The organism is Asanoa iriomotensis (genome assembly GCF_016862515.1).
Lineage (GTDB): Bacteria > Actinomycetota > Actinomycetes > Mycobacteriales > Micromonosporaceae > Asanoa > Asanoa iriomotensis.
Genome location: NZ_BONC01000086.1, coordinates 9072 through 30049, shown reverse-complemented (window position 1 = coordinate 30049; position 20978 = coordinate 9072). Strand labels below are relative to the sequence as shown.

The following is a 20978-nucleotide window of genomic DNA, read 5'->3' as shown; positions in this document are numbered from 1 at the left end:
GACGGTCACCGCCCGCCGTCCGGGCCAGTTCGCGACCCACCGACCCAGCGTAGGAGAGCCCGCGTAGGTCGGCCCAGCCGTCGATCCGGCCGAACTCAACGCGGCGATACACCGCATCGGGTTGACCCAAACGCGTTGGCATCCCGCGGCCAAGGAGAGATGATGGCCAGACGCAACGCAATCGGCGACAGCGGCACCGAAGCCCTACGCGTCCTCAAACGGTTGTCTTCGCCGCCCTACACGAAGACCTCACAACCGAGCTCACCGCCACGCCTTGACAGAGGAGCTAACCACAGTCCCTGCGGCTCATTTAGTCGTACCAGGCCCAGACCGCGTGGGTACCGGGTGGCGGCTGGAAGGGCTCGACGCTGTTGCTCAGCCCGACACCCAGGTCGTCTGGTGCGAGATGATCGGGGAACCAGGCGCGTACCGTCTCGGGACTCGCCGTCGTGATGATCCAGATCGTATCCGTGGCCGGCCAGCCGTCCGGGTTCTCCAGGTCTTTTACTTCGATGCGGACGTCGGCGACCTCGGGCCGGCCCGCTATTCCGGATAGCAGCGTGTGGAATTGGTCCGGCGTCGGGCCTGCGGGCAGGTTGTATCCGATCGAGGCTGGGTCGTCGTTGCCGTCGAAGAACTCAGCGATGGTGACCAACGGGCGGGGGCGGTCGAAGTCGTTGATGTCCCCGATGCGGCGCAGCAGCCGGTCCCGGCAGTCCAGATCCATGCCCGCCACCATAGTGCCCCTCTCGAGGTGAGCAGCGTGCCTTGCCGACGGGGGTGAAGGTCTGCGTATGTGCCGGTAATCCGCGCTGGACACGGGTGGATCGTGTACCGCGCTGCGGCGGGCTAGCGTGGTTCCCGCTCCCCAATAGAACGGCTCGGATGTGGAATGAACCTTGATGCGCCAACCCATCCGGTCGAGGGCTTTCCTGGCTCGGCCGCGCCCACGGCGGGCGGCTTGGCTGGCCATCCACGGGTTACGGCTTGGTCCAGCGGCCTCCACGTCCATGGCTCGGAGCCGACTCGAAGCCCGAGGCGTGGGGGTTCAACTCGCTGACGAGCCGGGTGCTCTGAGCTGCGTTGGGTATGGGTTCATATCGAGGGGGGACTTGAACCCCCACGCGGTTGAGCTGGGCAGGTGCATCCGGCGGCTGCGGCACCACACGGTAGACGCGCGATGGTTATCGGTCGCAAGCGCTGTTGTGACCTGGCCACGCAGCCACGATCGGTGGGTGCGGCGGCGGGGGCCGCTGCGATCGCCGCCGGCGTCACTCTCGCCGATGGGGTCAGCGGGCGACCGCGCATCTGCCCGGCGCCGTCGGGTGTCGGACGCCGGGCAGATGATGGAGGGGGTGAGTCAGCCGTCGTCTCAACGAGGGGGGCGGCCGCGGCGGTCGGTCAGAGGCGGGTGGCGACCTGGCCGAGGAGCCACGGTAGGTGCGGCGCGGCGGTGCGGCCGCCTCGGTGGAGGACCAGGATGACGACCGCGTCGGCCTTGCGGAGGGCGCCGCCCGTCTCCGACATGAAGGCCTCGTCGCCGATGCCCGGGACCGGGGTGCCGCGCTTCGCCGCCGCCCACCACATCTTGGCCATCGGGCCTCGCTGCATCTGGATCATGGCGACCGGTTTGCCGTCCAGCGTCTCGTACAAACCGTTGATCGGGCCTATTTCCCGGACCTTGATCTGGGCGCCGACCGCCCGCGCCACCTCCTCGGCCGTCAGCACTGCGGTCGCCGGCTGGTTGCGGACCGCGACCGGGACCGACTTGCGTTCGCCCAGTGCCTCCAGCACCAGGTTCTCCGTGTTGTCGCTCGTGTCGAAGCCGCCGTGCAGCGACCGGGCGCCCTCGCGCAACACCGTCAGGGCGACCACCCGCCGCGACCACCGCCGCACGCTGATCCGCACCACGTCACCCGGGGACGACCGGCTGGACCACTCCGACGGCAGGCCCCAGGCGACCGTCCGGTCGGAACCTCCGGAGTCGAGCGCGTAGTGGTGCAGCCACGGCACCGACGGGCTGTCCTCGCCCTGCGACGCCGTGCGCCAGACGGCGATCCACAGCACCTCGCCGGTGATCTCGACCGGTGTGTAGTGGTCCACCACGGCGCGGACGAGGCGGTAGAGGCCCCAGACGATGAACAACGCGGCCAGCAGGGCCGCGACGAGGCGGGTCGGTGACGTGACCGCCGAGATGTCGTTGCCGCCCCACGACGAGTCCAGCGGGCCGATTTCGGCCGGCGCCACGTCGGGCAGGGTGCGGGTCAGCACGACCAGCATGCCGCCCAGGACCAGGCGGGCCACGCCGCCCTTGACCAGTTTCGCCGTCCGTTGGCCGTACCTGTCGAAGAACCGGGGGTAGCGGACCTTGACCCGGTGCCATTCGCCGCCGAACGACGACCAGACCAGGTACTTCGAGCCCATCCCGAGGTCCAGCGCCGCGGTGGCGGCGTGCGCGACGTGCACCGCGGCCCCGTACCCGAGATAGCGGTCCCAGACCATCACCGCGGCCGGCGGCAGGTCGGCGAACGCGTCGTGGCCGGCCAGCCAGTCGCGGACACCCAGCCAGCGGGCGGCGACCTCGCGCCCCGCGGGTGTCGACCGCTCGCCCCGGTAGCGGCCGGCCACCAGGCCGAACGAGAACATCAGGACCACGATCGCGATGACCATGGCCGCCCAGCCGCCGCCCTTGTCCTCCGGCGCCGCCGTGCGCTCGATCTGCAGGGCCAGGGCGAAACCGATCGCCACCGAGGGTACGAGTGCCGAAACGGACAGCAGCGCGATCTGGGCCGGGCTGATCCGGCGGCGGGACAGGCCGAGCCGCCGGGCGTGCGCGACCACCTCGGCGTCGAAGCGCCGGCGCCAGCCGCGTGCCTGGCCGGCGTCGCGGAAGGTCAGCGCGGTCAGCGGGACCACCCCGCCCACCGCGGCGGCGCGGATCCGGGAGAGCAGTCGCTGCTCGAACGGCAGCAGCCCGGCGTCCGACGGTGGCGACGACGGCAGGTGGATCGTGCTGTGCACCGGCTCGTCGCCGGGCTGCCGGATCTCGTAGAAGCGCCGGCCGGCCAGGTCGAGCAGGGTCGCCTCGGCGGCGTCCTCGTCCGGCCGGGTCCAGCGGTTGGCAAGCAGGTTGACCACGGCCGGGGGTTCGGGGCCGAGGTCCATCGTGGCCGGTGCCGGCGACGGTGCCGACGACCGGGTGAACAGGAGGATCAGGCCGTAGAGCCCGGCCCAGGCCGCCGTCGCCAGCACGGCGACGGCGACGGCGATCGCGAGATTGGTGGGCATCGAGGCTAGAAGCGGACCTGGACCGGGGCCTGCTCGTCACCCGAGGCCTGGAAGTAGCCCGGCGGCTTGATCCCGGTGGCGCCGGCCACGAACAGGCTGGGGAACGAGTGTGCGGTGTTGTCCAGCGCCTGCACGGCCGTGTTGTAGAACTGCCGGGCGTACGCGATCTTGTCCTCGGTGTTCGCCAACTCGCTCTGGAGGGCGAGGAAGTTCTGGTTCGCCTTGAGATCCGGGTACGCCTCGGCGAGCGCGAACAGCCGGCCCAGCGTCTGCGTCAGCGCGTTCTCGGCGGCCGCGCGCCGGTCGATCGAGGGGTCGACACCGGCGGCCATCGCGCCCGCCCGCGCGGCCACCACCGCGTCGAGCGTCCCGCGTTCGTGGCCGGCGTACCCCCGGACCGTTTCGACCAGGTTGGGCACCAGGTCGTGGCGGCGCTTGAGCTGCACGTCGATCTGTGCCCAGGATGCCCGGACCTGGTTGCGCTGCCGGACCAGGACGTTGAACGTGCGGATGGCCCAGAACAGGACCAGCACGGCAACTACCGCGATCACGATGACCGCGATGACCATTGGACTGAGGTTCATGGCGCATGGTGAACCCGATTCGATGAACGAGAGGCAAACCTGTCGGCGACCGGACAGAAGTCAGGCGCGCCGTGCACCAGCCGGCCAGATCACCGTAACCGGCAGGCCCCGAGCGCGGGCGGCCCGGACCACGTTGGCCGTGCTGCTGACCACGTCGGACGGAGCGCCGTCCCAGACCGCGACCAGGTGGTCGACCCGGCGCAGCAGTTCCTCGCTGGCGGCGAAATAGGCGTCCGGCCCGGACCGGGGATACGGCAGGTAGTCCACGCGGACCGCCTTGCCCAGGAGATCGTCGAAGGCCTGCAGGTCGTCGACCTCGCCGCGGTAGTCGGCCGCCGGCAGCACGACCTCGAACGTCCCGCCCAGCGCGGCCACCGCACGCGCGAAGAGCTGGTCAGCGCCGTCCGCCAGGCAGGTCACGCCGTGCAGGGGGCCCTCACGGACGGCGAGCGTCGCGCTCAGCTCCGCATACACGAGCTCGGCGGTCCCCTCCGCAAGCCGCACGTGCCCGGTGACCCCGATCCGCATGCGCCCTCCTACGCACGGAGCCGGACGATCCGGAAGCCGGCATCCGCGAGAATAGCCGGCAACTGGCGGATTTCATCGAGATTGCGGGTACGCATCTCGTCGCGCAGCGCCGGCCAGGCGGCCATGGCCGGGTGCAGCTTGTGCTCGTCATCGCGGTCGGCGGCGAACCGCCAGCCCTGTGCCGTGCGGTCCCGGCGCCAGCGTTCGTGCTCCATCACGGCCAGCCGCTCGACCTCGTCCTCGGTGAGCGCGTGCGCCCGCCCGGGACCGACCCGCGGCGACAGCGTGCAGCCGATCGCCCGCAGCTTGCGGCCGACGTCCTCGGCCTGCGCCCGGTTGGTCAGCCGCAGCCGGTCGGGCAGGTCGTCCCAGGGCACGAGCGCGGGACCGGACTCGCCACGGCCGGTCAGGTCGAGCACGTACCGTTCGTGGATCACCCGGGCCAGCCGCTCGACCAGGTCGTCGCCGATCAGCACCGGGTCGCACGCCGCGTGCACCACGCCGAACAGCCGCAGCGTGCCCGACAGCTCGTCGAGCACCCGGTCGCCGCCGTCGAACGCCTCCCGCAGGCTCGCCAGCCGGTCGAGCCGGACGACCACCGACCCGGGCTCGCCGGGCCAGACCTGCTCGGCGGTGAGCGCGGCCTTGAGCGCCTGCTGCTCGTCGTCGTAGCAGATGAACACCCGGTCGGGCACCGGACCGTCCGACGGCGTGGCCAGCAGTCGGTCGAGGCCGGCGTCGTGCGGCGTGATCTTGCAGATCCTGGTCAGGAACGGGTAGCGGTCGGTCAGGTGGTTGACCGCCTCGGTCGCGCCGGGGTCGACGATCTCGATCGGCAGCGGCTCGGCGGCGGGGTCGCGGATGCGCCACTGCCGGGCCAGCTCGACCAGCACCGCCCGGCCGAACGCGGTGGCGCCCAGGATCGCGATCGTCGGCGGCCGGGCGCCGGGCAGGGCGAGCGGCTCGCGGGCGATCAGGTGCCGGGCGGCGAGATCGTCGATGTTGAAGAAGTCGAGCCGGGTGCCCTGCCGCGGCGGCGCGCTGAGCAGCCGGGCCTGCAGGGCGGCGCAGACCTCGGGGTCGGCCACCTGCGCGTACACCGCGAGGGTCGCACCGTTGCGCCGCGGCCGGGCCGCCGCGAGCGCGATGGCGGTGTTGGCGGCGCTGTCGTCGGTGCAGGCGTAGACGGCCCGCGCGCGGCCCACGCTGGCGGCCCGCAGGATGTCGGGGTCGCGGGCCGCGCCGGTGACCCGCGCGGTCTCGGTCGCCCGGCTCGGCACGGTGATCACCTGGTCGCCGGCCTGCCGCAGCCGCCGGGCGAGCGTGGTGGCGACCAGGTTGTCGCCCACGACGATCACGTGCCCGCGCGCGGTGCGGGCCTGTAGCTTGCGTATCTCCGACGCGAAGAGCAGACGACTTGCCTCGATCAGCGCGTACGCGGTGACGGTCGGGGCCGCGAACCGGGCGAAGTCGAGGATCGGCGGGAACGGGCCGCCGCCGTCGAGCGGGGGCGAGCCGAGCACGAAGAGCTGGAGCGCGTAGTAGAGGACGTCCAGCGGGTGGTCGCTGTAGCCGAGGTCCGGGTTCTGGCTCAGGTACTGCTCGAGCCCGATCAGCCCGCAGCCGAAAGTGATCACCGCGAGGATCGCGAAGGTCAGCCAGAGGACGGGCGCGACCGGCGGACGGCGCACGTCCGCGAACCCACCGCTGCGACCCCCCATCGACCCATGCTAACGGTCGGCATCGGCGACCTTCACCGTCCACTTCGGTGGGCCAGTGCGCTGTGACCGTCCGGCGGATTGCGATCACTCTCGGCTCACCGCAGACTCCACCCGCGCGTGGAGGCTCTGATGAGGGGCTGGCGATGCTGAGGGGCAGGCGATGAACCTCGACGAAGGCATGGAACTCGCCCAGGCGATGGCCGAGGCCCAGTACCCGGGTCGCTGGCAGGAGCTCGCGATGGGTGAGCACCGCGCCCTGGCCATCGTCGGCAGTGCGACGGTCAGCGTGCTGGCGCCCAGGCTGGGTGCCCAGCAGGACCCGTTCCTCGCGCTGACCTGCGGGCTGGCCACCGAGTTCTGGCTCGACGACAAGGCGTACGAGCGGGTCAACGCCCTCAACCAGGAAGCGGTCTTCGGCGGCTACCACGTGGCGCCGGGGGAGCGGGACCGCGGCTCGGTGCTGGCCAAGCTGCTGATCCCACTCGAACCCATCGACTGGATCAACCACGCCGCCACCCAATGGGCAGCCCGCATGATCAACACGGTGGTGTTGAGCGCCGAGCGCGCGTCCCCGACGCTGGCCTCCCAGCTCGGCGCCCGGCACTTCCACCCGGGCGCCGCCAACGCGCTCTGGATGATGGGTTAGGCCACCATCGAGCCGACGACCGGCTTGGTGAGCAGGGCCGACTGGTTGCGGGTGATGCCCGGGTCGAGGGTGCGCGCGACGAAGATCGCGTGCCAGATGCAGAAGATCAGGACAGTCCAGACCTTGCGGGAGTTGTCGACCTCGCCCTTCTTGTGCTCGTCGAGCAGGCGCAGCGCGTAGTTCAGGTCGATCAGCTCGCCCGCGTGCGAGTTGGAGATGATCCAGCGGGCCCACTCGTACATCTCGCCGGCCAGCCAGACGCGGGTCGGGGTCGGGAAGCCGAGCTTCTTGCGGTTGACGATCGCCGGGGGCACGACGCCCTGGAGGGCCTGGCGCATCGCCCACTTGGTGGCGTCGGAGCGCGGCGGCAGCTTCAGCTCGACCGGGATCCGGGACGCCACCTCGAAGACCTCGCGGTCGAGGAACGGGACGCGGACCTCCAGCGAGTGCGCCATCGAGATCCGGTCGGCCTTGACCAGGATGTCGCCGCGCAGCCAGGTGTAGAGGTCGATGTACTGCATCTTCGTCACGTCGTCGAGGTCGGGGACCTCCGCGTAGATCGGCGCCGTGACGTCCGTGTAGCGCACCGCCGGGTCGTACCGCCGCAGGAGGCTCTGCTTCTCTTCCTCCGTGAACATCCGCGCGTTGCCGTAGTAGCGCTCCTCGAGCGGCGTCGTGCCCCGTTCCAGGAAGCTCTTGCCCTTCACGCCCTGCGGGATGACCTTGGACATCGCCCGCAGGCCCTTCTGCATGGGGTCGGGCAGGCCGTTGACCGCGGACAGGGACAGCGGCTCGCGATAGATCGTGTAGCCGCCGAAGAACTCGTCGGCACCCTCACCGGAGAGCACCACGGTCACGTGCTCGGCGGCCTTCTTGGCCACGAAATACAGGGGTACGAGGGCCGGGTCCGCGACCGGGTCGTCGAGGTGCCAGACGATCCGGGGGAGGGCCTCCATCATGTCCTGCGGCCCGATCTTGGTCGGGATCGTGGTGACCTCGAGGTGCCGCGCCGACTCCTGGGCGACCTCGATCTCCGAGTAGCCCGGCACGTCGTACCCGACGGTGAAGGTCAGGATGTTCGGGTTGAACTGCCGTGACAGCGCGACCACGGCGGTGCTGTCGATGCCGCTGGAGAGGAACGCGCCGACCGGCACGTCGGAGCGCATGTGCAGCCGCACGCTCTCGCGCAGGGTCTCGCGGATCTCGGTGAACAGCCGCTCCTGGTCGGGCACGGGCGCGGGGTTGAAGACCGGGCGGTACCAGCGGCGGACCTCGACCGGGTAGCCGGGCACCCAGTTGAGGCACTCGCCCGAGCCGATCCGGGAGATGCCCTGGTGCAGGGTGCCGGGCTCGGGCACGTACTGCAGCGTCAGGTAGTGCGACAGGTTGGCGGCGTCGACCCCCGCGTCGCCGGCGTGCGCGGCGGGCGCGAAGGGGAGCAGCGCCTTCTTCTCGGAGGCGAGGTAGACCCCGTCGACGGTCTGCAGGTAGAACATCGGCTTGATGCCGAAGTAGTCGCGGGCGCCGAACGCGCGGCGCTCCTGGCGGTCCCAGATGACGAACGAGAACATGCCGCGCAGGCGGGTGAGCACCTTCTCGCCCCAGTAGTGGTAGCCGGCGACGATCACCTCGCCGTCACCCTGGGTGGCGAAGGTGGCACCGTAGTCGCGGGCCAGCTCCTCGCGCAGCTCGATGTAGTTGTAGATCTCGCCGTTGAAGGTCAGCAGGTAGCGACCGCCCGCGTAGGGCAGCGGCTCGTGGCTGAACGCCACGTCGATGATCGAGAGCCGCTTGTGGGCGAACACCGCGTCGTTGCCGATCACCTCCACCCCGGTCTCGTCGGGACCACGGTGGTGGAGGCTCTCCAACGCACCGGCGATCGCGTCCCGGTGGGCGCCGGCCGCGCCGTGCGCGCTGAAGAAGGCCAGGATTCCGCACATGGCGGCCATCTTTCCACGCGCCGCCCAACCACCGGCCGCCTCCCATCGGAATCGGGTGGCGTGGCGGGGTAGCGTGTCCCGGGAACGCGATCAATGGGGAGGCGGTCAGCGGTGATGGGCGAAGAGTCGACCGAGCCGGTCATGAGTGAGAGCACGGCCAAGGTCGAGGCCCACGACCCCGCGTTCCCCCCGAAGTTCCTGGAGTTCATGCGCACCGGCTGGGCGGAGGACTCGCTCGCGGTGCAGCCGTCGTCCGGTTCCCCGCGCTATGCCGCCCGCCGCGCCGCGCTCTCGGCGCAGTTCCCGGGTGAGACGCTGGTCATCCCCACCGGCCGGGAGAAGACCCGGGCCAACGACACGGACTACACGTTCCGGGCGGGCAGCGACTTCGCCTACCTGACCGGCGACCTCGACCCCGACAGCGTGTTGGTGCTGCACCCGGTCGGCGACGAGCACGAGGCGGTGCTCTACACGAAGCCCCGCAACTCCCGGGAGACCGACGACTTCTTCCGCTCGCGGGACGGCGAGCTGTGGGTCGGCCGGCGGGCGACGCTGACGGAGAAGTCCGCGTCGCTGGGTGTGGAGACGGCGGTGTTGAGCGACCTCGCGCCGGTGCTGGCCGACTGCGCGCCGCGCCGCACGCGCGTGCTGCGCGGTTTCGACCCCGAGGTGGACGCGGCGGTGCTGCCGTGGACCGAACGGGACGAGAAGGACCAGAAGGCACGAGACGGGCGCACGCGCGACCAGGAGCTGGCCGGCGCGATCTCCGAGCTGAAGCTGGTCAAGGACCCGTGGGAGATCGAGCAGCTCCAGGACGCGATCGATTCGACGGTACGGGGATTCGAGGACGTCGCCCGGATCCTGCCGGCGGACCGGCCGATCCGGGAGCGGTTGATCGAGGGCGTCTTCGGCCTGCGGGCCCGCTACGACGGCAACGACGTCGGCTACAGCTCGATCGTCGGCGCCGGCCGCCACGCGACGATCCTGCACTGGATCCGCAACGACGGCGCGACGGTCCCGGGCGAGCTGCTGCTGATGGACATGGGCGTGGAGAACCCGAATCTCTACACCGCCGACATCACGCGCACGGTCCCGGTCTCGGGCCGCTTCACCCCGCTGCAGCGGGACGTGTACGACATCGTCCACCGCTCCCAGCAGGCGGGCATCGACGTCATCAAGCCCGGGGTCCGCTTCGAGGACATCCACCTGACCTGCATGCGCGTCCTGGCGGAGGGCCTTGCGGATCTTGGCGTCCTCCCCGTGAGCGTCGACGAGGCGATGGACCCGACCTCGACGATCTACCGGCGGTGGACGCTGCACAGCTTCGGCCACATGCTGGGCATCGACGTGCACGACTGCTCACAGGCCCGCAAGGAGATGTACCGCGACGGCACGGTGGCGGAGAACTACGTGCTGACGGTCGAGCCGGGTCTCTACTTCCAGTCGGAGGACGAGCTGGTGCCGACAGAGCTACGCGGCATCGGCGTCCGCATCGAGGACGACGTCCTGGTGACAGCCACGGGCTCGCGGGTGATGTCTGCGGGCCTGCCGCGCTCGTCGGCCGAGGTCGAGGCATGGCTGGACACCCAACGCGCCGCCGGCCCCCGCCTCCCCGGCGCCTGACTCGCACCATTTACCCGATCGTTCGCATGGCGGTCTATGTCTGACATGCGATCATCGGTTGTGAAACCCGGACACTGCCGAATGCCATTGACCGTGACGTAAAGTTTCAATGGTGGATCGGCGCCGTTGCCGGCTGCCACATGAGGTCGGCGAGATCCGCACGGGAGGCCAGCGGCATGACACTCGCGAAAAGCCAGGACACCCCCGATCCCGTGCCGGTGCACGGTTTGGTCGACGTGTCGGACGCCCGCGTGGCGGACCTGCTGGCCACAGACGAATCCGCCTTCGGGGCCACGTTCCGGCAATTCCTGGCCGAGGCGGCCGACCCGACCCGAACCGTATTCGCCGCCTTCCAGAGCGTCCTTTCACCTGACGAATGACGTCGGAGTGGCCCGCCGACGCGCGTGCGACGTTCGACGATCTGCGGGCAAGCGGCTGGAAACCAACTCCATTTCGAGAGTTCGTTCTGAAGATCCACCAGCGTTGCAATTTGTCCTGCGATTATTGCTATGTCTACCATTCGGCCGACCAATCGTGGCGGACGAAACCCACGCGGATGCCGACACGGGTGTGGCGCCAGACCGTCGGCCGGATCGCCGAGCACGTGGCCGCGCATGGCCTCGACCGCGTCCACGTGGTGCTGCACGGCGGCGAGCCGCTCCTGGCCGGGGTGGCCACCATCCGCGCGATCGTCGAGGCGCTGCGCGCGTCCGTACCCTGCACGGTCGACGTCACCATGCAGACCAACGGGGTGCTGCTCACCGAAGAGATCCTCGCCGCGTTGCAAGCCCGCGGCGTCCGCGTCGCCGTCAGCGTCGACGGGGAAGCGTCGGCCCACGACGTCCACCGCCGCGGGCCCGACGGCCACGGCAGTTACGCGGCGGTCGCCCGTGCCCTGTCGCTGCTCGGCAGCGAGTCCTATCGGCGGTCGTTCGCCGGCCTGCTGTGCACCGTGGATGTCCGGTCGGATCCGGTCGCGACGTACGAGGCTCTGGTCGGGCACTCGCCGCCGGCGATCGACTTCCTGCTTCCCCACGCGAACTGGGCCAACCCGCCGGCCGCGGGCGGCGGCACTCCGCACGGAGACTGGCTGGTCGCCGCTTTCGACCGCTGGTACGACGCGCCCAAGCGGGAGACGCGCGTACGGCTCTTCGACTCCGTCGTCATGCTCGTGCTCGGCGGGGCCAGCCGCTCTGAGCAGGTCGGCCTCAGCGCCGTGCCGCTGGTCGTCGTGGAAAGCGACGGAGCCGTCGAGCAGGTCGACTCGTTGAAGTCGGCTTACGAGGGAGCCGCGGCGACGGGCCTGCATGTCGAGACGGATCCGTTCGACGCCGCGCTGAGCCACCCGGGCATCGTGGCCCGGCAGATCGGGTCGGCCGCGCTGTCGGCGACCTGCCATGACTGCCGCCTGATGCGGGTGTGCGGTGGAGGCTCGTACACGCATCGATATCGGCCCGGCCACGGTTTCCGGAATCCGTCCGTCTACTGCGCCGACCTCATCCGGTTCATCGACCACGTCATCGGCCGGGTCCGGCCCGACGTGGAACGGCTGCGATCGGCGGTGGCCCGGTGAAGCTGCATCGGCTGAGCGCGGCGGATCTGGACCTGCTCGCTTCGGGCCTGGGCGGGCCCGCGCTCGTCGACGACCTGCTGCGGGGGCAGCGGAGCCGACGACTAATGATCCTCAAGCTGGTCGTCGACCATGGCCCGGGTCTGACCGCTGACCATCGGCAGGCGCTCGCGGTCCTCGCGGCCGCCGACCAGCGGGACCATGCCGCAGTGGCGGGGTTGGTCGACACACCCATGTTCGGGAGCTGGGCGGGTGCGCTGCTCCGGCTGATCGCCGGCGAGCCCGAGCCGTCGGACGTCGCACGGCAGCTCGACCGGCTCGTGCCGTACGCGGTCGTCGCGGCTCACCGGGCCGGCATCTCCGCCGAGCTCGTGGGACGGATCCATCGCGGCGAGCTGGTGCTGCCGACATTGGGCCGGTTGCGGCTGGACACCGAACAGCAGCAGGGGCCGGTGAAGTTCGTGAGCCGGCCGCCCGGGTTATGGGTCGACGGTCGCGAGGTGCCCGCGACCGACTCCGCGCAGTCGCCGCACTGGCAACCGCTCCGGGCGCTGCGCGCGCCCGGGCCGCCGGCGGTCACGGTGCCCATCGACGACATCGATCCCTGTCGAGGCAATTACCACATCGACGCGTCCCCGCGGTTGTCCAGCCCGGCTTTCAACCGCTGGCAGCACGAGTTCGCCTCGACGTGGCAGATCGTCGCTCGGCACGTGCCCAGGCGGGCCGAGGAGTTGGCCGTCGCGTTGCGCACCATTGTCCCGCTGCGCAAACCCAACCTGGACGCCGCCAGGAGCGCGACGTCCCGCGACGCGGTCGGCGCGATCGGGTTGGACCTGCCGGTCTCCGCCGCCGAGTTCGCGACGACGCTCGTACACGAGATCCAGCACTCGAAACTCACCGCCGCGATGGACATCGAGCCGCTGTGCGCCATGTCGGGCGAGGCGGTCCACTTCGCTCCATGGCGGTCGGATCCCCGGCCGGTCGCCGGCCTGTTGCAGGGCGTCTACGCCTTCCTCGGTGTCGCGGACACGTGGCGGGCGCTCTATACGGGCTCTGACGGCTTTCCGGAGGCGGCACGGCAGTTCGCCAACGTACGCGCTGACGTCAGGGCGGCCGTCGAGGCATTGGTGCGGTCCGACGAGTTGACGCCGGCGGGCCGCAGGTTCGTCGACGGATTGAGCGTCGCCATCGACGACCTGGGCACGGTCAGCGTCGCCCGGTCGCTGGTAACCGCGGCCGAGACACGCGTCGCCGCCAAGCGGGTGGCTTGGCGGCGACGGCGCGGTCTTGCCGACGGCACCTAAACCGGCGGCGGCTCGATGTCGCAGTTGATGCGTCGACCGTCGGTGGCCAGCATCGTGTCGGGGTGGGCCGGCCCGATGTTGGGCATGCGTCGCATCTTGTCGATCGTGTCGGCGCGCAACGTCTCGCCGCCCGCGCGGTCACCGGTCGCGATGAGGTCGACGGCGTGGTTGATGGCACAGGCCAACGTGTACGGGTGGTCGGAGCCCCGCACATCGCGCGAGCGCTCGAACGTGGCCGCCGACAGCTCGACGGCCGCGATGTTCTCGTTGAGCGCGTCCAGGTCGCTGGCCAGGTTGGTCGCGCAGCACAGCGTGTAGGGGTGCTTCTCACCGAGCTGCCGCTGCAGGCCTTGCAACGCCTCCTCGTTGAGCTTCCGCGCCTCCCGGACCCGCCCGGCCTGGCGCAGCCCGATCGCGTGGTTGGCGCAGCACACGTAGTAGAACGGGTGGTCAGGAAGGCGCTCGCGGTACATCTCGAGCGTCTGCTGGCCGACCCGGACGGCCTCGGCGACCTCGGAGTTGTCGCGGAGAGCGTTCAGCAGGCTCTGGCTCACCAGCAACGTCTCGGGGTGCGTGTCGCCAAGTCGGTTGCGGAACGCCAGTTGCAGCGTTCGCGCGTCCTCGGCCGCCTTGTCGACCCGCCCGAGCTTGCGCAGGCTCATGACGATCGTGCGGCGGGCGAGCAGCACGAAAACGTGGTCGACGCCCAGAACGCGTTCGAACAACGGCAGGTCTTCGGTCTGGCGGCGCAACGCCTCGTCGAACCGACCGAGCGAGTAGAGGTCGCGAGCCACGTTCGACGAACAGGTCAGGGTCATCGAGTCGTCCGGGCCCAGAACCCGCCGCGCGGTGGCCGAGGTCTCCTCGTCGATCTCGAGTGCCTGGTCGTATTCGCCGACCATGCGCAGGTCGACGCCGAGGTTGCTGGCGGATCGCAGCGTGGACCGGTCTTCGGACCCCAGCTCGGTGACCAGATTCTGGTAGTTCTGGTCGTCGAGCTCGCGCGCCTCGCGGAAACGACCGAGGGCGCGCAGGTCGGCCGCGTAGGTGTTCACCGTCGCGAACGTGTGCTCGTGAAGCGGACCCAGCGTCGCGACGAAGCGATCGCGCAGTTCCCTGTTGATGTCGAGGCTGCGCGCCGCGTCTCCCAGCGCACGAATGGCGTTGGCGCCGTGGCGGCGGGCGATCAGGGTGAAGGTGTCGTCCCGGTTGCCGTGGCTTTCCCAGACCTGGACGGCCTGCGTCGCGAGCGCCTCACTCGACTCGAAGTCGCCGACGATGTAGCGGTAACGGATCTGGTCGAGGACGACCTGACGGTGCTCGTCCTCGTCGGACTGGATGACGCCCGACGCGACGATGTGAGCCGAGAGCTGCGCGTGCTTGGCCCGCTCGTCGTCGCTGATCAGATCGGGGTTGCCCGGGTTGGCATAGGCCAGCATCTCCTGGACCGTGCGCCGGACTTCGTCCCGCTGCTGTTGGGACATGTCGGCCTGCACCATCGACTGGACCAATCGGTGGATCTGGAAACGGTTGTTGCGGCTGTCGAAGCGGGCGAGCTCCAGCTTGTTGATGTCCCGCACGGTCCGCTGCAGCGGCGCCTGGTCGCGAAGAACAGGGCCGAGTGCGCGGGAGAAGGTGGTGGCGAGGCGCCCGCGGTGCAGCATGTCGAGCGAGATCCACTCCGGACCGAAGTAGGACGCGAGCTGCAGCAGTTGCGCGGCGAGCTTGGCGTCCGTCTGCAACTGGTCGAACGCGATGTTCATCGCCGCGGCCGCCTCGCGCGGATATTCCGATCGCGGGTCCTCAGGGCGACGCCCGAGCTCCTCGTTGAACCGGTCGAGGTAGGCCGATGCCGGTTGCTTGGTCTCCTTGAGCCAGGCCGCCGCCTGAGCGAGGGAGATCGGCAGGTCCTGCAGACGGGCGGCGATCTCGTTGGCATCGGCGTCGCCCGTGCTCGCGCGCGCACGCAGGAGCGTGACGCTCTCGCTGCGGTCGAAGCTGCCGACCTCGACCGCGCGGCCCTCGGTCTCCCACCGCCGGTCGCGGGTGGTGATGAGCACGTGCCCGCCGCGCGGGTCGGGCAACAGCTCGCGGAGGGTGGCGGGATCCCCGACGTTGTCGAAAACGATCAGCCAGTGTGCGTAGGGTTTGCGACTCGACAGCGCGTCGCGGACCCGGCGGATGGTTTCGGACGTGTCGTTGGTGACCGGGATGTTCAACTCGTCCGCCAGGTCGACCAACGAGCGCCGGACCTCGGCAGGGTCCTCGGCCGCGACCCACCACACCAGGTCGTAGTCGTCGCGCTGGCGGTGGACGTATTCACCCGCGAGTTGGGTCTTGCCAACACCGCCCAGGCCGTAGAGCGCTCGGGGCAGTAGGATCGCAGTCTGACTGCGATTGACCAGCATGTTGCGTAGACTCGCCAACATTTCGTCACGGCCGACGAAATTGGGGTTGCGTGGAGGGATCGATTTCCATCCCACCGGCGTCTTTCGGCGACTTGTCGTGGCAGACGCCTGGATCGGGGGTTGAGATTCGATCACCATATCGGCCTCACCCGGAGAATGACTCGATACACTACTGATTTCTACCATGTTGGACGGTGGCGTTGGGTCTTCAGGCTCGGCATGGTTTGTCGCATCAAGCATATTCGCAGCTTGCGGCTCTGGCGCCAGATCATGGAACCAGCCAACCGGGACTTGGTTGAGCTGATTCTCCAAGCGCAGCGCCTTCTCGCGGTAGGTTCCGCCGATAGACTTCAGGACCTCGATAGTGATCTTGGCAAAGGCGCGGCCACGGGCGTCGAGATCGCCGATCGGGCCGTCCATCCGCAGCAGGGCAAGGAAGTCCAGATCGGACCCCCAGTGTTGCACAAGGTAGCGCGACACTTCGGTCAGGACGCTCAGCGCGTCGGCGCGACCGAGTCGGGCGATCAACTCTTCGCGGATGCCGGGCAGGAAGTCGTACGTCGTTTCGTAGGGGTCGGCGACTGAACTATCGTTCACTATTTCGAGCAGGTTTCCGAGAAAGACCTCCGGCACCGCACTCGACGGCGATTGTGGAAGCTTCGCTTCTTTGATCAGCCGAATTACCGGAAGCGTAAGGGGCGCCGCCGCCGCGAGTAGTTTCGCCAACTCGTACGCGTCGGGCGAAGCCTCAGCCATGAAACGCGCGACGGCCGACTCCACTTCCGGCTCGTCATCAGGAGCCGGCTCCGTCCCGCCACGCATCATGGCGGTGAATGCGGCCCGCCCGGGCAGCCGCTGTGCACTCTCCCCGGAGACGAGCGCGGCCCAACTGGCCAGCCACCGCTGCGACAGTTCGATCACGGGGACGACGCTGCCCATGGCCAGCACGGAATCGTCCTCGGCGTCGAAGCTGTCGAAGAAGTCGTCGTCGATCTCGACCGACAGGCTCCGGTTGGGAGTCCCCGGGCGGTCGCCCCAGAGGCTCACCTCTCGCGTCACCAGCCCGCAGCCGGCCCATCGTCGTTGCGGCAGCGGCTGCACGATCGCGACCGGTGCCGAACGCGCCCACACGTCCAGGACGTCCGCCATCCGGCCATCCCGCCAGGCCGTGCCGAGGCAGTCGGCGACGACGACCACGGCGCGCCGCCCCGTGGGATCGACGATCTCCCGAGGATCGCGCCACGTCGCGTCAGGCCCGCCGGCGCGGACCCGCAGCGGGGCCTGGTCGCTCGTGCTGTCGACCAGCCATACGCGCACGTCGCGGAATGCACCGAGCTCTTCGAGGATCGCGACCAGATCTTGGACGGTCTGCTCCGACACCACCATGGAGGGCGCGGCGTCGACCACCACCGCGACGTCGAGCCAGCGCTCGGGGCGGGGGGCGAACACCGGCACCAGCACGTCCGTCTGCGCGGCGTGGCGCGCGGTGGCCTCGGCGTCCAGCGCGCCGATCCCCTTGCCGTTGACGCGTCGCTTCAGCGGGCGCAGCGCGCGGGCCATGCCGAGCCGAGCGAGCGCGGGAGCACCTGGCACCCGGACCGGCACGCCGGGCGGCCCCGGCGTCGGCTGGGCGCGCGGCACCTCGATCCTGGCGTACCGCTCCTCCGGAGGCGGACCGGCCTGGTGCGGCACGGTCGGCACGACGTCGTCGTCGGACTCGAAGGTCGGCTCGTCGACGTTCTCGGCGATGTCGCCGGGTTCAGCCGGTGCCGCGTCGTGGTCGTCGGGCACCGGGCCGTCGACCGGCTCGACGACCTCATCGGACTGCTCGGCGGGCGCCACCGACGCGACACGGCCGGCGCTGAGCTGGCCGGCGAACCAGATGACGTCGGCGACGCTGTCGGGCGTGGGCTGATAGTCCGCATCCCGCAGGATGCCGATCGCCCGGTCGATCAGGTCGTCGTGGCTCACGACTGCCCCGATCTGGCCTCTCGGATCAGGCGCCGCGCCATCATCCGCTTGCCCTGATCCTCCTCACTGCCGGCGACGTAGAGGAACGCGGCATTCAGCAGAAGGTCCGTGGGCAGGCCGCCGGAGGCGTCGCGCAAGGTGGCGAACTCGGTGCAGAGCTGTTCGGTCGCGGCAAGAGTCTCCGGACCCAGCTGGGTGCGGACGATCTCCTTGAGCTTCGCCTCGCCCGGGAGCGGAATCGTCACCTCTTGGCAACGACGCAGGAAGGCCGGAGGAAACACTCGCTCGCCGTTGCTGGTGATGATGATGATCGGGAAGGCTCGAGCCCGGACCCGCCCGCCGCGGACCAACGTGGTCGCGCCGTCGTCGGTCGTCAACGGCACCGGGTCGTCGCCCTCCTCGCGGGCGAGCTCGGGAATCGTGAACTGGCCCTCTTCGAGGACGTTGAGCAGGTCGTTGGCCAGGTCGATGTCGCCCTTGTCGAACTCGTCGATCAGAAGCACCCGCGGCCGGTGCCGCGCGACGAGAGCGGTGCCGAGCGGGCCGAGCGTGACGAACGGGCCGACGGAGGTGGTGGGCGGCCCGGGCTCCGACGACAACCGGCGCAGGTTGGCCTCCTGCAGCCGGCCGACGGCATCGTAGCGGTAGAGGCTGTCCTGCAGGCTCGAACGGCTGGTGATCGACCACGAGAGCACCGGACCGAGACCCAGCTCCCAGGCGATGCTGTACGCGAGCGTCGACTTGCCGGTGCCGGGCTGACCGGTGACCAGGAGCGGGCGCCGCAGGTAGAGAGCGGCGTTGACCTTCTCGACGACGCTCTTCTCAGGACGGTAGGTCTCGGCCCGGGTCGCGGTGCCGGGGCGAACCTCGCCAACGGACCTCAGGTCCTCCTCTGACCCCGATAGCACCTCACCGTCGAACTCCCGCCAGGGCGGGGGAGGCGGTAGCCGGTCGAAACCGTCGTGCTGGCTTCCCTCGCCACGGTAGACGTACCACGCCGCGTCGTTGTCGGTCATGTTCTCCTCCTCGCGGGGGCGCGCAGGTCGAGGGCGCCGGACGGGTTCGGTGTGCGCTCTTCGTCGCAGACCATCAGCGTGATGTGCGCCGCCAGCGCGGCTGCCTCGGCGTCGTCGGTGGTGGCGGTTCGCCAAGCTGCCACGATGTCGACCAGGCTGCGCACGGGGTGTCGGGTTAGCGCGCGATCCAGCGCTGCGCGCAGCACCTCTTCCAGCGCGGGGTCGCGCACCCACGCGAGGTACGGGATGCCGGCGGAGAGCGCCGCCGCGTACGCGTCCGGGGCACGCTTGTCGGAATGCGGCGCCGGTGGACCGCCCATGGCCAGGAACAGCTTCTCGTCGCTGCGCAGCCTCTCGCGGACGGCGAACGCGGTGTCGCCGCTCTCGTGGCCGAGGAAGTGCATCGAGGCCGGGTCCGGGTGGCGCTGGTCCTGCGCGAGCCGCCACTTTCGCCGCCATTGTGGACGGACCTTGGGCTCGCTCATCCGTTCCAGGCTACGCAGGACGATCGGGAACCGTCGGCCGATCTGGTCCTCGAAGAACTCGTCCGTGATCGGCCACGTGTCGACCGGCTCGGCGATCAGCGCACGGGGCACGATCACCTCGATCATGAAGCCCTCGTCGTAGTCGACGAGCTCGAGAGCGTGGCCGATGGCGGCGTCCACCCGCTCGACCAGCCGGTCGATCGGCTCGGGCTGGTCGTTGGCCACCAACTGACGACGCGCCCCGCCGCCGCGATCGAGAGTGATCGCCAGCAGGAACTGGCTCCGCTCGATCGAGTCGGGCACGAGGCGGACGCTCATCACGGGCCGGTCGAGGCTGAGCTGGTCAGCGGTGACCGACTGGCGCAGCGTCCCGAGGTCGACCCGTCGCGCACCGAGCCGGGCGCAGACGCGGTCGCCCCAGTCGTGCAGATCGGAGCGCAGCTCAGGCAGGAATGCCGCCAGCTGCTCGCTGAAGTGAACCACCCGCGGCGGGCGGTCCCGGCGACCCGCGAGGGATTCGATCCGGCGGACCAGCTTGTCCGGGTCGGCGCCGTCGATGGGGCCGACCGACTCGAAGGGATCGAGGCAGCGGCGGTGGGCACTCGCGACGACGTCACGCGGCGCGGTGCGCACGAGCTCGACCAGGGTGTGCCGCTCGGCATCGGTGAGAATGCGTTCGATGCAGATCTCCTCGACCACGAGGACCAACTCGCCGAAGCCCGTGCCCGGGACGCGGTCGGCCGGCGGGATGGCGTCGACGAAGAGGCGCAGTGATCCGGGGATGGGCAAGCAGACCTGGATCAGGTTCTCCGCGTCGGCGTACACGTCGGTCGTCGGTGTCAACGCCACCTGCCGGTGCAGGACGTCGCGCGCCCGGCGGACGAAGGTCTCGAAGTAGGTCTTCCGGGTGAGTGGATCGAGAAAGTAGCGCATCCGGACCAGCGCGTCCGTCAACTTCCGGAGCTGATCCGGCGTGAGCTCGTCGGGCGTCTCCGCCGAAGGTGACTCGGCCTGGACGCGCTGTGCAGCCAGGACGGCCTCCAGCGGGCGCACCAGCGAGGGGGAGCCCTGTTCGAAGTAGATGACGAGGTCCGCCAGCTGGCGCAGCTCGCTTCGCAGTCGACAGGCCTCCACAATGGACGAGACTGAGTGCGGCGGAGGGCCGATGTCGTCCCGCACCCGAGTCGGCAGCAGCGCGACGATGCGTTCCTGGTAGCGGGTGAGCGCCTCGAACCGGGCGAACTGCGCGATCAACTGTTGGGTCGCCGAAGGCTCGACGAAGCCGTCGCGACCCTCGGGCAGCAGCACGAGCCGCTGCCAATGGACGGCGACCACTTCCATCGGGATCATGAACGCGGCCAACCGCTCCGTGCCGGCCACCGAGCTGGTGACGATCCCAACCACCCGTTCGTCGACCATGACGCCGCCACCGCTGTAGCCGCGCTCGATCCGCTCGTGGTGCGTCGCCATGCCGGGTGATAGTTGCACCAACTCGTTGTGCGGTCCGACGGTGTCGGCGACCTGACCCCGACTCCATACGCCGTTGGCGACGCCGACCGGATGGCCGAACACCCTGGCGTCGCGCCCACGCTTGTCACGGCCGTGGTCGAGCACGGCTGGACTGATGTCTTCGGCCAGGGCCTTGTCGAACTCGAGGACGGCGACGTCACCCCGGCCGTTGTCGGTCACCGGAACCCATCCGCCGACCGCCACCGTGGCGGTGGCGTCGAAGCCGCTGGCGGACCGGGGGAAGTCGACGAGGAACGGACCGGTCGGCCGCTCACGGGCGGGTGACAGCACATGCGCGCAGGTGACGATGTGGCGGGCGGAAACGAGCACCCCGCAACCCAGGACCACGCCGGTCTGATCGGCGATTCGCACTTGCCATGCACCG

At 70.0% G+C, this 20978-nt stretch carries 14 protein-coding genes; 5 read left to right on the top strand and 9 right to left on the bottom strand.

The window, feature by feature from the left end; genetic code table 11:
- Positions 1 to 310: 310 nt before the first annotated feature.
- The 5 genes from Air01nite_RS36045 to Air01nite_RS36025 form a co-directional block, all read right to left on the bottom strand.
- On the bottom strand, positions 311 to 727 hold the full coding sequence (locus tag Air01nite_RS36045; RefSeq protein WP_203707877.1) for a YfbO family protein: 417 nt from the start codon (positions 725 to 727) through the stop codon (positions 311 to 313).
- Positions 728 to 1401: 674 nt separating this feature from the next.
- Complete coding sequence (locus Air01nite_RS36040; protein WP_203707876.1) at positions 1402 to 3288, bottom strand: DUF2207 family protein; 1887 nt, start codon at positions 3286 to 3288, stop codon at positions 1402 to 1404.
- Positions 3289 to 3293: 5 nt separating this feature from the next.
- A complete protein-coding gene (locus Air01nite_RS36035) occupies positions 3294 to 3872 on the bottom strand; it encodes a LemA family protein (RefSeq protein ID WP_239091207.1) in 579 nt (192 codons plus the stop codon).
- A 60-nt stretch (positions 3873 to 3932) separates the two neighbouring features.
- On the bottom strand, positions 3933 to 4400 hold the full coding sequence (locus tag Air01nite_RS36030; RefSeq protein ID WP_203707875.1) for a hypothetical protein: 468 nt from the start codon (positions 4398 to 4400) through the stop codon (positions 3933 to 3935).
- Between the two features lie 8 nt (positions 4401 to 4408).
- Positions 4409 to 6121, bottom strand: a complete 1713-nt coding sequence (locus Air01nite_RS36025; protein WP_203707874.1) for a RyR domain-containing protein — start codon at positions 6119 to 6121, stop codon at positions 4409 to 4411.
- Positions 6122 to 6281: 160 nt separating this feature from the next.
- Between Air01nite_RS36025 and Air01nite_RS36020 the strand changes: the two genes are divergently transcribed.
- On the top strand, positions 6282 to 6767 hold the full coding sequence (locus Air01nite_RS36020; protein WP_203707873.1) for a hypothetical protein: 486 nt from the start codon (positions 6282 to 6284) through the stop codon (positions 6765 to 6767).
- Here Air01nite_RS36020 and asnB read toward each other — a convergent pair.
- Entirely contained in the window at positions 6764 to 8707 is a 1944-nt protein-coding gene (asnB, locus tag Air01nite_RS36015) for an asparagine synthase (glutamine-hydrolyzing) (protein WP_203707872.1), read from the bottom strand. The genes Air01nite_RS36020 and asnB overlap by 4 nt on opposite strands.
- 114 nt (positions 8708 to 8821) lie before the next feature.
- Here asnB and Air01nite_RS36010 point away from each other — a divergent pair, with 114 nt between their 5' ends.
- The 4 genes from Air01nite_RS36010 (at position 8822) to Air01nite_RS35995 (ending at position 13204) form a co-directional block, all read left to right on the top strand.
- The gene (locus tag Air01nite_RS36010) at positions 8822 to 10330 is read left to right on the top strand and encodes an aminopeptidase P family protein (protein WP_203707871.1); all 1509 of its coding nucleotides are present in this window, start codon (positions 8822 to 8824) and stop codon (positions 10328 to 10330) included.
- A 176-nt stretch (positions 10331 to 10506) separates the two neighbouring features.
- The gene (locus Air01nite_RS36005; RefSeq protein WP_203707870.1) at positions 10507 to 10710 is read left to right on the top strand and encodes an FxSxx-COOH-like cyclophane-containing RiPP peptide; all 204 of its coding nucleotides are present in this window, start codon (positions 10507 to 10509) and stop codon (positions 10708 to 10710) included.
- Entirely contained in the window at positions 10707 to 11903 is a 1197-nt protein-coding gene (locus Air01nite_RS36000) for an FxsB family cyclophane-forming radical SAM/SPASM peptide maturase (RefSeq protein ID WP_203707869.1), read from the top strand. The genes Air01nite_RS36005 and Air01nite_RS36000 overlap by 4 nt, the downstream gene beginning before the upstream one ends.
- A complete protein-coding gene (locus Air01nite_RS35995) occupies positions 11900 to 13204 on the top strand; it encodes an HEXXH motif domain-containing protein (protein WP_203707868.1) in 1305 nt (434 codons plus the stop codon). The genes Air01nite_RS36000 and Air01nite_RS35995 overlap by 4 nt, the downstream gene beginning before the upstream one ends.
- Here Air01nite_RS35995 and fxsT read toward each other — a convergent pair.
- Genes fxsT through Air01nite_RS35980 form a run of 3 tightly spaced genes read right to left on the bottom strand, consistent with a single transcriptional unit; the run spans position 13201 to position 20965 of the window.
- Positions 13201 to 17583, bottom strand: a complete 4383-nt coding sequence (gene fxsT / locus Air01nite_RS35990) for an FxSxx-COOH system tetratricopeptide repeat protein (protein WP_203707867.1) — start codon at positions 17581 to 17583, stop codon at positions 13201 to 13203. The genes Air01nite_RS35995 and fxsT overlap by 4 nt on opposite strands.
- Positions 17580 to 18599, bottom strand: coding sequence for an AAA family ATPase (locus Air01nite_RS35985; protein WP_203707866.1), 1020 nt, complete (start codon positions 18597 to 18599; stop codon positions 17580 to 17582). Before Air01nite_RS35985 ends, fxsT begins: the two co-directional genes overlap by 4 nt.
- A complete protein-coding gene (locus Air01nite_RS35980; protein ID WP_203707865.1) occupies positions 18596 to 20965 on the bottom strand; it encodes a VMAP-C domain-containing protein in 2370 nt (789 codons plus the stop codon). The genes Air01nite_RS35985 and Air01nite_RS35980 overlap by 4 nt, the downstream gene beginning before the upstream one ends.
- Positions 20966 to 20978: the final 13 nt, after the last annotated feature.

Bases quoted from the DNA above. Each gene is read 5' to 3' on its own strand.
- Air01nite_RS36035 (WP_239091207.1), bottom strand. From the start codon at position 3,872: ATGAACCTCAGTCCAATGGTCATCGCGGTCATCGTGATCGCGGTAGTT.
- Air01nite_RS36000 (WP_203707869.1), top strand. From the start codon at position 10,707: ATGACGTCGGAGTGGCCCGCCGACGCGCGTGCGACGTTCGACGATCTG.
- Air01nite_RS36025 (WP_203707874.1), bottom strand. From the start codon at position 6,121: ATGGGGGGTCGCAGCGGTGGGTTCGCGGACGTGCGCCGTCCGCCGGTC.
- asnB (WP_203707872.1), bottom strand. From the start codon at position 8,707: ATGTGCGGAATCCTGGCCTTCTTCAGCGCGCACGGCGCGGCCGGCGCC.
- Air01nite_RS36040 (WP_203707876.1), bottom strand. From the start codon at position 3,288: ATGCCCACCAATCTCGCGATCGCCGTCGCCGTCGCCGTGCTGGCGACG.
- Air01nite_RS36045 (WP_203707877.1), bottom strand. From the start codon at position 727: ATGGATCTGGACTGCCGGGACCGGCTGCTGCGCCGCATCGGGGACATC.
- Air01nite_RS35985 (WP_203707866.1), bottom strand. From the start codon at position 18,599: ATGACCGACAACGACGCGGCGTGGTACGTCTACCGTGGCGAGGGAAGC.
- Air01nite_RS36005 (WP_203707870.1), top strand. From the start codon at position 10,507: ATGACACTCGCGAAAAGCCAGGACACCCCCGATCCCGTGCCGGTGCAC.
- Air01nite_RS36020 (WP_203707873.1), top strand. From the start codon at position 6,282: ATGAACCTCGACGAAGGCATGGAACTCGCCCAGGCGATGGCCGAGGCC.
- Air01nite_RS36030 (WP_203707875.1), bottom strand. From the start codon at position 4,400: ATGCGGATCGGGGTCACCGGGCACGTGCGGCTTGCGGAGGGGACCGCC.
- Air01nite_RS36010 (WP_203707871.1), top strand. From the start codon at position 8,822: ATGGGCGAAGAGTCGACCGAGCCGGTCATGAGTGAGAGCACGGCCAAG.